The sequence below is a fragment of the Bacillus sp. sid0103 genome (genome assembly GCF_019219025.1).
In genome coordinates, this window is sequence record NZ_JAHUWN010000001.1 from 1 (window position 1) to 16135 (window position 16135).

Consider the following 16135-nt stretch of genomic DNA (forward strand, 5'->3'; position numbering starts at 1 on the left):
GATCATTTTGGAAATCACCTACATACATTTAATATCATTAATTATAAATTAAAAAGGCAGTTGAAAGTTCAATTCAATTGAAACTTTCAACTGCCTAATTTAGATATTGGACTTTTTCAGTGCCCTCCCCACGAAGGACCTCTTCTTTTTAGTATGGAGCAGGAATGTTATTCGCTGTTATGGCGAACGCAGGTGTATTTGTTAAGATTGGACTAACGGATAAATCTGCCCCACAAATACCATAATTGATAAAGTTTCTGATGATGTTTTGAGCGATGATGAAATCGGTATTCAGGACGTTTTTGTTCACGACAATCCCCACTTTTAACAGAGGTATTGTCCGAGTGTCGGCAATTATGTTTGAAGTGACAATTAGTTTCTTTCCATAAGCGCCCCAACCCATGCGGATTCCCCATACGGCTCCGTCGATGTTATTGCACGTAACAACGGTACTGTCCTCTATATCAATCGCTGTATCTGTAATGTTTCTCAAGATGTTGCCAGATACCGTCATTACTTTTCCGCCTACATTGGAATTCGTGCAGCTAATTCCTCCGTTCGAGTCGAGAATGAGGTTGTCACTAATGACCACGTTGTTCCCACCAAACTCCGCATAAATGGCCCAATCTCCTGCATTGTTGACCCTATTAGAACTGACCACTGTATCGCCACTGTTATTGAGTCGTATACCCGACCGTGCCGTTTGACTGATGACGTTGTGTGTGATTAATGCGCCGTTCACCTTGTCAACAACAATCCCGTTCCCATTTTCACCTGTACCACCTGTTGATGTAATATTGGAAATGACATTATGACGGAAAATATTACTCACGTATTTTACGGAGCCGCCATTTGCGACTTCAATCCCTGCATTTGTGGCATTAGTAATCGTTGTTCGTTCAATCGTTGCGGGTTTCGTAGAATCTAAACGGATGGCTTCTTTTGTGATGTCTGTTAATACGCAATCCCGCATAAGCAGACTCGTTTCATAGGACACAATCGCATGGTGTTTCACGTTTCTGAAGGTACACTTGTCCAGTACAATATTATTAGAGGTAAAGAAACCAAGTAATTCAATTGTTAAAGCTAGATTATTTCCATCAAAAATAATGTTTTCAAAGACAATATCGCTTCGGGAAGTAATGTCTACCATGCCTGAAGTGGTTCCTAGCTTGAAAACGGCTCCTTTTGCCCCGATTAAGTGCAATTTACTCACCAAATTTAGTTGGTTGCCGATGAGATATGTTCCTAAAGGAAAGTATAATCTCATTCCCTTATTAGATAGCGAGTCAATAATGTTTTGTATGGCAGCAGAATCATTCGTTACCCCATCCCCTTTTGCAGCCACAAATGGAGCAGGAGGAGCTAATACGTTAATCTCTTTTGTGTCTAGTTTTATCGCTACACCTGCCAATTGCGTCGTTAGATTAGTGACTTCGGACTTGTCTGCTTTACCCGTTAAATCGGCCGAAACCTTGTCCACTTTTCCGTCTACATCCTGGAGTGTTACTGAAAGACCATCGATTCTGTCATTATGATCCTTTGCTTTTGCGTCTAATGTGCGAAAATTCGCGTTAAGTTCTTCAGGTCTAAATGGGTCAGTCCCAACCCAATCGTTCAACTTTAAAAAATCCGTTTTATTTGTCGCCATTACGTAAATCCCCCCTTTTTTATATAATATGGACAAGCCAGCCACGAGGTACCGGCTACTATCCCTTACGCGCCAGCTAAGCCAGCTGATTCTATTTGTTTAACGATTAATTCGAGTACATTTTTCGCATCTTTCTCCGACGATCCGGATCCGTTAATATGAATGCCTCCGAAATTAAATACGTTTCCGCCTTTTCCTTCGTTGTACACTTTCGATTCTTCGGGAGTCAAAACTCGTTCGTCTTTATGGAGTGTCGCTTGATAGCCGTAGTATGGTACACGTGTTAAACCGCTAGCGTGCGCAGCGCCCTTCTTATCCTTGATCATCTCTATTGCCTTTTTTACACCGCAGTCAGCGACTGAAATAATTTGTCGACGGTTTTGGCAATTTGTTTACTGCCGCCTCCGTCTAGCCATTCGATGAACTTATCGAAAATGTCATGGATAACCCACTTCACCTGTCCGAATAAAGTCGTCTTAGCCTGAAACCCTTTGTCATTCCGGATACTATCTATCCAACTACCGATACCTTGTGCCGCGTTGACAAATCCTGTTTAAGCCTAATTTTAAGGAAGACAAACTCCCCTATTTCTTTAAAAAGTATGTTATATAAAATTCACTTAAGTATGGTGATGATTAATTGATAACAATAATAACTGGAATAGACGGTGTTATCTATCATGGACACCCAACTACGATTTACGGACCCTGGCATCAAATAATAAATGGACCATACCCTCATCAAATTGTTATGGGAGGAATCCAATTCCCTTTACAACAAATAAGTCCGTCAATACCTATTGGTGGTTATGGTATCCCTTTTCGCATGGGTATATATTAATAAAACGCCACCCGTTAAGGTGACGCAATGGTTTACGTTATTTAAACACGGAATTTTTACATCGTTTGACAATCCGCTGACTATTCGGCAAAATAGCGTATGTTGGTTATTAAATTTTAAGCCGTAGGACCAACGATCACACTGTCGGTCAATCATGCGCTCAATTAACGCAATGACAATGCGATGACATTAACGAAGACATAACGTAAAGTTTCCTAAACTGTAGGTCGGAGGTTCGAATCCTCTCTGGGACGTAAAACCTTTAAAACACTGATATTATTGCATTTCTGTCGGATATTACTTTCCGGTAAGAGATACTTAATATCAGTGTTTTTTTGTCTGACTGTAAGGCTTGGTTAAATGGAAATAAAGAACACCGCATTGTAGAACGAGGACCTAAAGCTTGGAAAAAGCCCTTCCCAAAAAGGGGCTCTAAGGTGGAATGTTTATAAATTATCTTTTTTACTAGCGCTATTTTTAAGAAGTCGATTTAAAAATCTTTTAGATATTATGTTGACTGATGAAATTATTGTGAAGCCTAAGAAAAATACAACGTATCCCCATAATCCCACGATAGCATCTTGGAATTCCATGTTACCTCTATTAGTAATTGCTTGTTGTATTTCTATTGCAAATACTAAAACTACCATGAATGTAAAAGTATAGAGAAAAGATAGAATTGTGATTCCAAAAGGCATTTTTGATATTAATTTAGACAAAATAAGTACAATAAGAAACACAAAGATGCCGATAATACCCATAATCCAAAAGTGTAAGTCTTTATCATTTAAACCAAGATTTAAATAATTACTTGCATATATTTGAATAAAATCATGGATATTATTTAAAAGGTCAGTAAGCATAAGAATTATTTCTTTCAATTTTATCACCCCTTAACTTCATTGTATTATAGCAATAAAATGGAAGCAAAAAAGAATCACGTCAAGTTGACGTGATCATGGAAGAGATATATCGAACCAAATAGATGTAACATAAAATACCTTTCCCCTTGTATCATTTTTTGAAGGGCATATCAGAAGACGGACTTTTGCAACAAAGAGTTTAGATTTGCTTATTTCATCATTTGTTTCACTAATTCCCTATTGCGCTTCTTAAAGAGATCATTGTGAGAAGAGACCATCCCGATTTTACTTGCGTCTGGCTGAATAAATTGTTTCGCTTTATTTACTGCGTTTGCTGCATCTTGGAATGCACCTGTTATTAAATTAACCTTACCATCATACATAAGGATGTCACCAGCAGCATAAAGCCCCTCTACGGATGATTCACTTACAGAATTACCAGCAATATAATAATTGTCTGCTAGCTTAATATTTAAACTGCTGTTTTCTATTAATGTGGCATCTTGTTCATACCCATGATTAATAATTACTTCATCAATCGGCAAATAAGAAACCTCTCCTGAAACATGGTTTGTCAGTTCTACCATTTCAATAGAATCATGATTGCTGCTGGCAATCAGTTTGGTAATTGAGGTGTGAAATAAACAAACAGCAGAACTTTTCATTAACTGTGTTGCTTGTGCCTCGTGACCTTTTAATGCCTCTTTTCTATACGTCACATAAATCTTTTTGGCAATCGACTCTAACTCATTAGCCCAATCAATGGCCGTATTACCACCCCCTGAGATGATGACGGTTTTATCTTTAAAATGTTTTAACGACTTCACTGTGTAGTTTAAATTTGATACCTCAAATCTCTCCGCGCCTTCTATCTCCAGCTTTTGAGGGGTCAAGATTCCACTTCCGATTGCTACAATGACTGTTTTTGAATAATGCTTCTGTCCGGAGGAAGTCTCTAAGACAAAAATTCCTGCCTCATTACGTGTAATCGACTCAACCTTTTCGTTTAAGACTACTGTTGGATTAAACGTTAATCCCTGAGCAATTAGCTGTTCAATCAATTTTGCTCCTGGAATGGGCGTTTGCCCGCCAACATCCCAGATCATTTTCTCTGGATAAACATGAATTTTCCCACCTAATTGCGGCTGGAATTCTATCAACTTTGTTTTCATTTCTCTAAGTCCGCTATAAAAAGTCGAGTAAAGCCCTGCTGGTCCCCCGCCAATTACGGTCACATCAAATACTTCCTGCTGCTCCATCTTTGCACACTCCCTGCCAAGAAAATCTTTTTATGAAAAATATGTAGTCGATTCATTCACATTTCGAGCATCACGTTTACAGACATGTTCAAAAGGACAAGTTCCACAATCATCTTCGTTGTATACCTCATTAAAACTTGAAGAATTACCTAGAAAATGATTCATCGCCTGCAAATAACGAATGCTTTCTTCAATTTTTTCAGATGTAGGAAAAAATGTATGCTTTTTTCCGTCCAATAAAGTTGTCACTTCAATTCTGTCAGGGATTTTATTTAACACCTTCTTCGAAAATACTGCGATTAAATGGTTATAAAGCATTAGCATGTCTGGTTCTGCCTCGACTAAGTACTTTTTTACAACAATGGAGGAATTGGACCATTCCGCCACATCAATCGTTAAAGAGATATCCATATCTAGTTCTTGTATATTGGATTTAAATTTTTCAAATAAAAATAAAGGTGGGGTTGAATCTGTTTCTATGGTCAAATTTTGCATTAAGTAATCGGTAATTTTAGCTGTTACCGTATAATACTGAATTCTAGATTCAAATATTTGAGGAGATATGTTGATCCAATATCGGTCTACCAATGAAAGAATCTTTGCTGCTGATCGCTGTTCGATCGGGAGTCGAAAATAAGAAAAGACGACATGATTTACAACCTGTTGAACCATATGTCTCCAGTCCTTTGGGAGTTTTTTCTTCTCAATATATTCATAATAAAATTTATACGGACAAGTAATGAAACCTCTTAAATTTTCCTCCGTCATATATTTCATTGCTTTCATATGGCTCTTCATGTCAAAACCCCTCCTATATCATAAATCCAACTCCGCTAATTGATAAATATTATCACTTAACTCTATTTTAATTGATAACGATTATCAATATCAAATGTTTTTTTTATTTTTTAGAATTTTTTTATTAAATTCTCTGTATCTTTCAGTCATATCAACGATTTCCCTATCCTTTCCACATGGATCCTCTAAAAAACTAAAAAATTAGTTATTGACAACAACTAAATCAACCGAATATAGTTATTTATGAAAATGATAATCATTATCATTTACTTACTCTTGTATAAAAGGAGGCCAATAATGGTTCGGTTATATACAGATGATTTAAACATTAGCTATGGTGAACAGTTGATTGTTAAAAATCTCAGTGTGAAAATACCCGATCGAAAAATTACAACTATCGTCGGGTCTAATGGCTGCGGGAAGTCTACATTATTGAAAGCAATCACACGGATAATTTCGCAGCAATCTGGAAGCGTTTTGTTGGATGGGAAAGATATCTCAAAAGAAAATACAAAGATTCTTGCAAAAAAAATGGCCATTCTCCCCCAATCACCTGAAAGTGCTGGTGGGATGTCAGTGGGTGAACTCGTTTCCTATGGCCGCTTCCCCTATCAAAAAGGCTTTGGACGCTTAACGAAAAAAGATTATGAAGTTATTGACTGGGCACTTGAAGTCACAGGTTTACTAGACTTTAAGTTTCGTTCAGTCGATTCCTTATCTGGAGGCCAACGCCAACGAGTTTGGATTGCCATGGCTCTTGCTCAAGAAACGGACATCATTTTTCTGGATGAACCAACCACCTATTTAGATATGGCCCATCAACTGGAAGTACTAGAACTCCTGCAAAAGTTGAACATCGAACAGGATCGAACGATTGTCATGGTCCTTCACGATTTAAATCATGCTGCGCGTTTCTCTGACTATATGATTGCTCTGAAAGAGGGCTACATCATTAAGGCTGGAAATTGTGAGGAGGTAATGACTCACGAGGTTTTAAAAAGGGTGTTTCAAATTGATGCCCAAATTGGAAGAGATCCACGTACAAATAAACTAATGTGTATTACCTATAACTTATTAAAGGGAGAAAATCAAAATGAAAAAACTGCTATACCCGTTTATCCTGCTCTTAGTGTTAATTATTAGTGCCTGCAGTAGCCAGACTTCAGGAAAAGAAGAAAGTAAACCTAAAAAAGAAGAGCAATCAAAAACCATTACATATCAATCAGAAAATGGTCCAATCGAAGTCCCGTCCAACCCAAAACGTGTCATTTTGCTGTCAGGATTCACGGGTAATGTCATCGATTTAGGTGTAAATATCGTTGGAGTTGATGTTTGGTCTAAAAATAACCCCACTTTTAAAGAAGAATTAAAAGATGTTGCTGAAGTATCTGATGAAAACTTAGAAAAAATTATTGAATTAGAACCGGATTTAATTATTGGGTTATCCAATATTAAAAACCTTGATAAATTAAAAGAAATTGCTCCAACTGTAACTTATACATGGGGGAAAGCCGATTATTTAACCCAACACATAGAAATCGGAAAGCTGTTAAATAAAGAGAAAGAAGCCCAAGCTTGGGTTGATGACTTCAAAACACGTGCAAAAACCGTTGGAGACGAAATTCGTTCAAAAATTGGTGAAGATGCAACGGTTTCAGTCATCGAAGCTTATGATAAGGATCTATATGTATTCGGTAATAACTGGGCAAGAGGAACGGAAATCTTATATCAAGCCATGAATTTGAAAATGCCTGATAAGGTGAAGGAAATGGCATTGAAATCTGGCTACTATACGATTTCAGCAGAGGTACTTCCTGAGTATGCCGGGGACTATGTGATACTTAGTAAATATGCTAATGCGGATCACTCATTCCAAGAAACAGAAACGTACAAAAATATTCCAGCGGTTAAAAACAATCGTGTCTTTGAATTAAATGGAAACGGTGCCTCCTTTAGTGACCCAGTTACATTAGATAAGCAATTAGACTTTTTTAAGAAGTCATTTCTCGGAAACTAATAACCTATGAGGGATTCTTATGAAGAATTCCCTCTTCCCTTATTCTAGGAAAGAAAAGATGAGAGACTGATGACAAAAGAAAATTTCCCCTTTGTATATAAAATCATTGCCGGTCTTCTTGTATTTATCGGTATGACGATTGCTGCCTGCGTTTTTGGAGCGGCAGATACGACTATCAAGGATGTCTGGCTGGCGCTTACTTCAAACGTGTCCAACAATGCCACGTTAATGCTCCTTGAAATCCGATTTCCAAGAGCGGTAGCAGCCATTTTTGTTGGTGCCGCACTCGCTGTTTCAGGAGCGATCATGCAAGGACTGACGAGAAATCCACTAGCAGATCCTGGTTTACTTGGATTAACAGCTGGTGCGAATGCGGCACTTGCCATAACCATTGCGTTTATCCCTTCTGCCAATTATTTCAGCTTGACGATCGCTTGTTTTGTGGGAGCTGCTGTTGGAACATTGATGGTTTTTGGTATCGGTTCCATAAAGAAAGGCGGCTTTTCTCCGCTTAGAATTGTTTTAGCTGGAGCAGCGGTCTCTGCCTTCCTTTATGCAGTTGCAGAAGGAATTGGGATTTATTTCAAAGTTTCCAAAAATGTTTCCATGTGGAATTCAGGAGGGATGATTGGGACGTCTTGGAAACAGCTTCAAATCATCGTCCCATTTATTATTATTGGGATACTAGTTTCACTGCTTCTCTCCAGACAACTGACTATTCTTAGTTTAAATGAAGAAGTTGCCGTAGGATTAGGGCAAAAAACAACTCAAATTAAGACAATTCTATTTATAGTGATCATTCTATTAGCTGGTGCATCTGTGGCACTTGTCGGGAATATGGCCTTCATCGGATTAATGGTACCCCATTTGATTCGCGCAATCGTCGGAACGGATTACCGTTTCATCATTCCAATGTCCGCTATTTCTGGAGCCACTTTTATGCTTTTTGCTGATACCCTTGGCCGAACAATTAATGCTCCTTACGAAACACCAATCGTTGCAATAATGGCTGTAATGGGTTTGCCCTTCTTCCTTGTTATTGTCCGTAAAGGAGGAAGAGTATTTTCATGATTCAGCCTACTTTATTAAAAAAACAGCGATTGCTTTTATGTATTTTACTAGGACTCATATTGATTTCAAGTATTATAAGCATGGGTATAGGATACTCCTCCCTATCCTATGACAGACTCATTCCAAGTCTTCTCGGACATGGAACGTTTAAAGAGGATTTTGTATTATTTTCTATCCGCTTACCAAGAATGATTATTACATTGTTAGCAGGGATGGCCTTGGCCTTATCTGGTTCTATTTTACAAGGAATCACAAGAAATGATCTAGCTGACCCTGGTATTATTGGGATAAACTCTGGAGCAGGTGTTGCTATTACCATTTTCTTTTTGTTTTTTCCAATCGAAGCAGGTTCATTTGTTTATGTGCTTCCCCTTGTTGCTTTTTTCGGTGCGATACTAACTGCCGCACTTATCTATCTATTTTCATATAAAAGAAATACTGGCATGCAGCCGGTTAGATTAGTTCTGGTCGGAATTGGTTTTTCGATGGCACTTTCTGGGGTCATGATTGTCCTGATTTCATCTGCCGAACGTGAAAAAGTTGATTTTATTGCTAAATGGTTAGCAGGGAATATTTGGGGTACCGATTGGCCTTTTATTTGGGCATTCTTACCTTGGTTATTGATTCTAATTCCCTACACATTATTCAAAGCTAATCGATTGAATCTTCTCGGACTAAGTGAGCCTGTAGCCATCGGTGTTGGAGTTTCGATTGAAAAGGAACGGATCGTTTTACTAGTAACAGCCGTGGCCCTAGCTGCTTCTGCCGTTTCAGTTACTGGAGGAATTTCCTTTATCGGCTTACTGGCTCCCCATATAGCAAAAGCATTGGTAGGACCTAGAAATCAACTATTTATTCCCCTAGCGATTCTAATAGGCGGTTGGCTCTTACTCATCGCAGATACAATTGGACGGAATTTGATAGAGCCCAATGGTATTCCAGCCGGTATAATGGTTGCCTTAATCGGTGCTCCGTACTTTATGTATTTGTTATTAAAAAAATAAGAAACAATGAATCCAGATATTTAGGTGATCTTCATACCTGCCCAATCTGTATATTTCTGATAAAACAAACAAAAACAGACCTAAAAGGTCTGTTTCTCATTTTATGAATCAATATATTTGAAACTCTTACCCCTCTAATAATAACGAATGTGGATCTTCTAATAATTCTTTTACGGTGGCTAGGAAGCTAACGGCCTCTTTTCCGTCCACAATTCGATGATCGTAAGAAAGGGCAATGTACATCATCGGGCGGTTTTCCATTCGTTCACTATCAATCGCAATTGGTCTTGTTTGGATTTTATGCATACCGAGAATCCCCACTTGCGGGCTATTCAAGATCGGTGTTGACATTAACGAACCGAAAACGCCACCGTTTGTAATCGTAAATGTTCCACCCTGCAAATCATTTAAAGTAAGGGCATTATCACGAGCTTTTTTACCAAGATTACTGATATCTTGTTCAATTTCGGCAAAGTTTTTCTGGTTCGCACCGCGTACAACCGGTACAACCAGCCCCTCTGGTGCTGCAACGGCAATACCGATATCATAAAACTTCTTGATAATCAATTCATCGCCTTGAATTTCAGCATTTAAAAGCGGGAATTGCTTTAAAGCTGAGACTACGGCCTTTGTAAAGAAAGACATGAACCCTAGACGAACACCATGTTTTTCATAAAAGGCATCTTTCCGTTTATTGCGTAAATCCATAACAGCCGACATATCGACTTCGTTAAATGTGGTTAACATCGCAGCTGTATGCTGGACTTCTACTAGTCGTTTAGCAATAGTTTGACGCCGGCGGGACATTTTCACACGTTCTACTGGTTTGTCAAACTCTTCATCTATTTGTTTTACTGCCGGTTTTGGGCTGGACTTTTCCAACTTTGGTTCTTCTTTTACCGCAGGTGAAGGTGTATAGGCTTTTACATCATCTGGTCTAATTCTGCCAAGTGGATCTCGGCTGCTTACTTGGTTTAAATCAATTCCTAGCTCTCTTGCCAATTTTCTTGCCGCTGGTGAAGCAATAGGGCTTGTGGCTTTTGGAAGTTCTGGTTCAGGCTGGGTACTCTTACTCTGTTGATTTAAGGTTTCTACTTTTGCTGTTTTTTCTGGAGCTGCTGGAGCTGCTGGAGCTGCTGGAGCTTCCTGAGTGACTCCCGCAGCCGTATTCTCCTCGATAATAGCAATTACATCGCCTACCTCGACAATATCACCAGGCTCTTTTAAAACCTTTGTGATAACACCTGAGTATTCGGCATTTAATTCAATATTAACTTTATCGGTTTCCAGCTCAACCACACTATCTCCTTTGTTTACTCTATCACCAATATTAATGAGCCATTGTGCAATGGTTCCTTCTGTAATGGATTCTGCCAGTTCTGGTACTTTGATTTCAATCATCTGCTGTATCCTCCTAGGTATGATGTTAAGTCTGCAATTATGTTAGATAATATTATTTTGTCTGATGATGGTTTGTTAGTAATTTACTCGATTTCTTGTTTCTGAGTATCTACTAGACTCTACATAGTACAAAGCCTGTTGGATAATGCGTTCTTGCTCATTCTTATGAACGCTTGGATCGCCGCCTGCCGTGCTTGAACGCTCCTGACGCCCAATGTAACCAACTGTCAGGCTACCGGATGCAAGATCAAATAGAGTAGGGGCAATATAATGCCACGCACCCATATTTTTCGGTTCTTCCTGTACCCATACGATTTCCTTCAAATTTGGGTAACGCTTTATGATGGCTTCTACTTTTTCCTTAGGGAATGGATACAATTGTTCAATTCGAACGATGTGTATCTCTTCTAAGTTTCGATTTTCTTTCATTGAGTCGATTTCTACGGCCAGATCGATGGCCATCTTACCTGTTGTTAGCACTAAACGCTTTACCTTATCTGTCTCTTTTCCAAGGTCTGGCTGTTCCAAAACCGTTTGGAAATGACCTTCGCTTAGAGCAGTACCAGGAGAAGCGACTAACGGGTGACGAAGCAGACTCTTTGGTGTCATAATCACCAATGGCCGAACAAACTCTGATCCTAAGATGGATGCTTGACGACGTAAAATATGAAAATATTGGGCCGCACTTGTCAGGTTGGCAACTGTCCAGTTGTTTTCAGCTGCTAACTGTAAAAAACGTTCAGGACGGGCACTGGAATGCTCCGGACCTTGACCTTCATACCCGTGAGGCAACAGAAGGATAAGCCCTGATTTTTGCCCCCATTTTGCTCTTGCAGATGAAACAAATTGATCATAGAGGGGCTGGGCTGTGTTGGCAAAGTCGCCATATTGTGCTTCCCACATGACAAGTGTTTCTGGTGCAAATACATTATATCCATATTCAAAACCCACAACAGCCGCTTCCGAAAGCGGGCTATTATGAACCGCAAACGATGCTCGAGCTTGCGGAAGATGATGCAGTGGTGAATAGGTTTCATTTGTTTCCGAGTCGTGGAGCACAATGTGTCGCTGCGCAAACGTTCCACGCTCAGAATCTTGGCCAGTGAGACGAATCGGTGTACCATCTTTTAACATCGATGCAAATGCCAGCACTTCTGCTACCGCCCATTCTACTTTACCGTTCTCTTCTAGTGCCTTGTCACGGCGCTCCAGAATTCGCTTTAATTTTGGATAAACATGAAAACCTTCCGGCCATTTTAGCAAATCATGGTTTAATTCACGAAGGGTATCAAGTGGCACGCTTGTTTCCATCGGTGGAATTCCTTTGGAGATCACCCTCGGAACCTCTACTTCTGCAAAGGGTTCACTCTGCTTCTTCTCTGACACTTTTTCATACTCAGCTTGCAACATTTCTTGCACGCTGCGATTGATTTGCTCAACTTCTTTTTGATTGAGAATTCCTCTATTTTGCAATTGATTGGAATACAACGCTCTTACAGTTGGATGGTTCACAATTTTTTTGTATACTTTTGGCTGAGTCACAGCTGGGTCATCCATTTCATTGTGGCCAAATCGACGGTATCCAACCAGATCAATTAAAAAGTCCTTTTGAAATAGAGCTCGGTATTGATAAGCAAGACGAACTGCTGACAAACATGCTTCAGGATCGTCCGCATTGACATGGACAATCGGAATCTCAAATCCTTTTGCTAAGTCACTCGAATATCTCGTCGAACGAGAATCGTGGCTATCTGTTGTAAATCCGACCATGTTGTTGGCAATGATATGGATGGTTCCACCTGTTCGATAGCCCTTTAACCCACTTAAATTTAAGGTCTCCGCTACAATTCCCTGGCCCGGAAAGGCTGCATCGCCATGGACCAAAATCGCAAACGCCCTCTTAACATCCTGCTTAGGGTAGCCGGCATTCCTTCGTTCTTCTTGGGCTGCTCTTGCAAAACCTTCGACAACCGGATCGACAAATTCAAGATGACTCGGATTATTGGCTAAAGTAATACGTGCGCGAACGTTACCAGGACCTTCCATGAATCGATTGCGTCCTAAATGGTATTTCACATCACCAGTCCAGCCCTCACTAATGTCGACTAAATCTTCTGACGGACCCTGTTGTTTGGCGGATGAATGCTGAAATTCAGAGAACATCTTACTGTAAGGTTTGTTTAATACATGTGCAAGGACACTTAAACGGCCGCGATGAGCCATTCCAATCACGACATTATGTGCTCCTTCCCCGACACCTTCATGCACCGCTTCATTCAGCATGGGAACAAGCATGTCAACCCCTTCAACAGAAAATCGCTTTTGACCAACAAATGTTTTATGCAAAAATTGTTCAAAACCCTCAACCTCAGTCAAAGACTGTAACAAGTTCGTTTGTTCTTCTTTAGATAAAGAGCGATGCAAGGAACCGGTCTCCACCATTTGAGTGAGCCATACTCGTTCATCCATATGTTGGACGTGGTTAAATTCATAGGCTAGTGTGGAGGTATAGATACTCTTTAAATGGTTGATCGCATCCGATGCGGTTTGAATGTCATCAGGTGCCTCCTCCCAAACAAGTTTAGCTGGAATCGCTTTCAAATCTTGTTCACTTACCCCATGTTTTTCTGGATGAAACAACTCTTGATTTTGGTGATTCACCTCTAATGGGTTCATGTTTGCCGCTAAATGACCATTTGAACGAATGTCTTCAAGCAGTTTTACCACTTTGAGTACTTTCTGTATATTTACGGAATCATTAGGTTTGATAGATTCTTTATTGAAGGTTTCTTCGGTATCTCTTGACTCAAAAGACAAAGGTGAACCCCATTTAATAAAAAGTTCTTTTAATTTTGGATCAATGGAGTCTTCTCCGTTCGTGTACCGTTCATATTGTTCGATTACATAGCCAAGGTTTGGACCATTGAATTTTCTCCACGGATTTGGTTGGTTTTTCTGTACTCCCATTCACAATTCCCCCATTGTTGTGTTACTTTATATGTCTTGATTCGGATTATTTAGTGAAGTTATAATTAATTGCTTAAGGTTAAGGATAATGTAATAATTGAAATAAATAAAATGCTAAAAAATTATATTAACCTATAAAAAATATTTATATCAGATAGATGGGAGGAAAAATGGATTACCGTGACTGGGAAATACTAAAGGTGCTTTATCATCAAAAGAATCTAACAAAAACAGCTCGCCTCTTATTTCTTACTCAACCCGCATTAACGACTCGATTAAAGCATATGCAGGAAGAACTGGGTGTTAAAATCGTAACCCGTGAAAGCAGGGGAGTGCATTTTACCCCACAAGGAGAATATCTTGTTCATTGTGCTGAAGAGGCCCTTGCTCATTATGAAAGGATTAAAGAAAGTGTCCAAAATATGAGTAATAACGAAAGCGATGAAGTGGTAGGTACGTTGAAATTGGGGGTTTCTAATTTTTTCGCTAATTATGAACTTCCCTTCGTTTTGAAACTATTTAAAATGCAATATCCACATGTGGAATTCAAAGTAACTACGGGATGGAGCAGAGACGTAACTCAACTTATTCACAATAAGGACGTCCATATCGGCTTTGTGCGGGGAGATTATGGCTGGCGGGGATTATCGAAACATCAATTATTTGAGGAAACCATCTGCATTGCTTCAAAAAATGAGTTTGATATTAAGGATCTTCCTCGTCTTCCTAGAATCGAATATAGAGGGGATTATTTATTAAAATCAGTCATTGATCATTGGTGGGCTGAAAATTATGCACAAGCCCCTTTTATAAGTATAGAAGTAGATCAAGTAGACCCTTGTAAGGAAATGGTTATAAATGGTTTAGGCTATGGCATTTTGTCTAGCAGAGTACTCAAAGGGATAGAAGACTTATACAAAATCCACTTAAAAGATCAAGAAGGAAATCCAATTTTGCGGAGAACGTGGATGTATTACCATAAAGAAGCTCTGGAATGGAATGTTGTTAAGGCGTTTGTAAATTTTATCGAAAAATTCGATTGGAAAGATAATTAAATTTAACACTGAAGAGGAAAAGGGTAACGTAGTCACTTAGACGTTACCCTTTTCTATGCTGCTCCCGCTGACGATTAAGGGAGTTTACTTTGTATATTTGGAAATCCTAAAGTGGGATGACTCTTTACATTGCAGCTTTATTTGACCCTGTAGAAACGACAGTTTTAACCGATGGCATATTTGCAATAAATACGCCGAGTAATACCAAAATACCACCGATGATTTGATTATGTGAGATATGATTTCCTAAAATAAAATGGGAGGCAAGGATGGCAACAAATGGCTGGATATTCATGAACATCGAAGCTGTACCCGCGCCAACTTTAGCTACGCCTTTATTCCACCAAAAGCCGGCAACTCCTTGAGCGCAAATCCCAGCAGAAATTAACAATATCCACATGAAAAGAGAATGGCTGATCACAGAGCCGCTCACCAAATTTTCTACTCCGGCAGCAGGAATCATCAGTACACTTCCTAGCACGGTCGAGTAAACGGTAATATTAAATGTGTTCATGGTTCTCGCTAAACCCCGGATAAATAATATACTAATCGAGAGGCACAGCATGGCGATTAGTATATTTAAATCTCCCCATGATATTCCCAAACCGCCATTTGCAACTCCAATAATGGAAAAAACACCGATTAAACTAATAATGGCTCCTGCCGATTTTTTAATCGTAAACTTTACCTTAAAGATGATTCGTTCCAATAAAATTGTGGCTATTGGTGCCAAGGAAATAATTAATGAAGCGTTAGCCGGTGTTGTATGATGGAGACCAGTAAAGTAAAAGGTTTGATTTAACAGGGTTCCAAATATTCCAACACAAACTAAGATTTTCCACTCTGAAATGGTTGGACGCTTCATTCCTTTATGAATCAAGGCAACGATAATCAAAAAAAGTGAGGTAAAACAAATTCGAACGGTTGATAAAAAAACAGGTGAAAAGTCTTGTAGCAAATAGGCACTAATCGGATAATTAAAACCCCACAAAACAGAAACCAAAAAGAGACTAATAAAAGCTTTTAACATACTACTAGACATTTTACTTAGACAACCCTTCTAGGATGTTTTTGTTGGCAACTTTAAATAGTATAGCATGGTATTTCGCTTATCGAAAGAATTATCTATTGGAATTTCCCTGGATTTATCTTAAGTAAAAAGGGGCAACGAACACATATGCAGTGTTCATCACCCCTTTAATATCGCAT

General features: G+C 39.1%; 13 protein-coding genes. 5 read left to right on the plus strand and 8 right to left on the minus strand.

Annotated features, from left to right (window positions below):
- Positions 1-148: 148 nt before the first annotated feature.
- From KW850_RS00005 to KW850_RS00025, 5 genes are all read right to left on the minus strand, one after another.
- A complete protein-coding gene (locus KW850_RS00005) occupies positions 149-1651 on the minus strand; it encodes a right-handed parallel beta-helix repeat-containing protein (RefSeq protein WP_218345539.1) in 1503 nt (500 codons plus the stop codon).
- 65 nt (positions 1652-1716) lie between these two features.
- A complete protein-coding gene (locus tag KW850_RS00010) occupies positions 1717-1977 on the minus strand; it encodes a hypothetical protein (RefSeq protein ID WP_218345540.1) in 261 nt (86 codons plus the stop codon).
- Positions 1978-2937: 960 nt separating this feature from the next.
- On the minus strand, positions 2938-3372 hold the full coding sequence (locus tag KW850_RS00015; protein ID WP_218345541.1) for a hypothetical protein: 435 nt from the start codon (positions 3370-3372) through the stop codon (positions 2938-2940).
- A gap of 191 nt (positions 3373-3563) precedes the next feature.
- Positions 3564-4613 (minus strand): NAD(P)/FAD-dependent oxidoreductase, encoded by a 1050-nt coding sequence (locus KW850_RS00020; protein ID WP_218345542.1) that lies wholly within the window; start codon positions 4611-4613, stop codon positions 3564-3566.
- 30 nt (positions 4614-4643) lie between these two features.
- On the minus strand, positions 4644-5411 hold the full coding sequence (locus tag KW850_RS00025; RefSeq protein ID WP_218345543.1) for a PD-(D/E)XK nuclease family protein: 768 nt from the start codon (positions 5409-5411) through the stop codon (positions 4644-4646).
- Between the two features lie 297 nt (positions 5412-5708).
- Between KW850_RS00025 and KW850_RS00030 the strand changes: the two genes are divergently transcribed.
- The 4 genes from KW850_RS00030 (at position 5709) to KW850_RS00045 (ending at position 9503) form a co-directional block, all read left to right on the plus strand.
- Positions 5709-6554, plus strand: coding sequence for an ABC transporter ATP-binding protein (locus KW850_RS00030; protein ID WP_218345544.1), 846 nt, complete (start codon positions 5709-5711; stop codon positions 6552-6554).
- Positions 6505-7428: an iron-hydroxamate ABC transporter substrate-binding protein gene (locus tag KW850_RS00035; protein ID WP_218345545.1), complete on the plus strand. Its 924-nt coding sequence runs from the start codon at positions 6505-6507 to the stop codon at positions 7426-7428. Before KW850_RS00030 ends, KW850_RS00035 begins: the two co-directional genes overlap by 50 nt.
- Positions 7429-7497: 69 nt before the next feature.
- Entirely contained in the window at positions 7498-8499 is a 1002-nt protein-coding gene (locus KW850_RS00040; RefSeq protein WP_218345546.1) for a FecCD family ABC transporter permease, read from the plus strand.
- A complete protein-coding gene (locus KW850_RS00045; protein WP_218345547.1) occupies positions 8496-9503 on the plus strand; it encodes a FecCD family ABC transporter permease in 1008 nt (335 codons plus the stop codon). Before KW850_RS00040 ends, KW850_RS00045 begins: the two co-directional genes overlap by 4 nt.
- Positions 9504-9629: 126 nt before the next feature.
- Here KW850_RS00045 and odhB read toward each other — a convergent pair whose 3' ends face one another.
- Positions 9630-10904 carry a 2-oxoglutarate dehydrogenase complex dihydrolipoyllysine-residue succinyltransferase gene (odhB, locus tag KW850_RS00050; RefSeq protein WP_218345548.1) on the minus strand — a complete coding sequence of 425 codons (1275 nt, stop codon included), beginning with the start codon at positions 10902-10904 and terminating at the stop codon, positions 9630-9632.
- Positions 10905-10979: 75 nt separating this feature from the next.
- Entirely contained in the window at positions 10980-13871 is a 2892-nt protein-coding gene (locus KW850_RS00055) for a 2-oxoglutarate dehydrogenase E1 component (RefSeq protein ID WP_218345549.1), read from the minus strand.
- Between the two features lie 170 nt (positions 13872-14041).
- Here KW850_RS00055 and KW850_RS00060 point away from each other — a divergent pair, with 170 nt between their 5' ends.
- Positions 14042-14926 carry a LysR family transcriptional regulator gene (locus tag KW850_RS00060; RefSeq protein ID WP_218345550.1) on the plus strand — a complete coding sequence of 295 codons (885 nt, stop codon included), beginning with the start codon at positions 14042-14044 and terminating at the stop codon, positions 14924-14926.
- Positions 14927-15050: 124 nt separating this feature from the next.
- Here the strand turns inward: KW850_RS00060 and KW850_RS00065 are convergent, their stop codons facing one another.
- The gene (locus KW850_RS00065; protein ID WP_218345551.1) at positions 15051-15968 is read right to left on the minus strand and encodes a DMT family transporter; all 918 of its coding nucleotides are present in this window, start codon (positions 15966-15968) and stop codon (positions 15051-15053) included.
- Between the last annotated feature and the right edge of the window lie 167 nt (positions 15969-16135).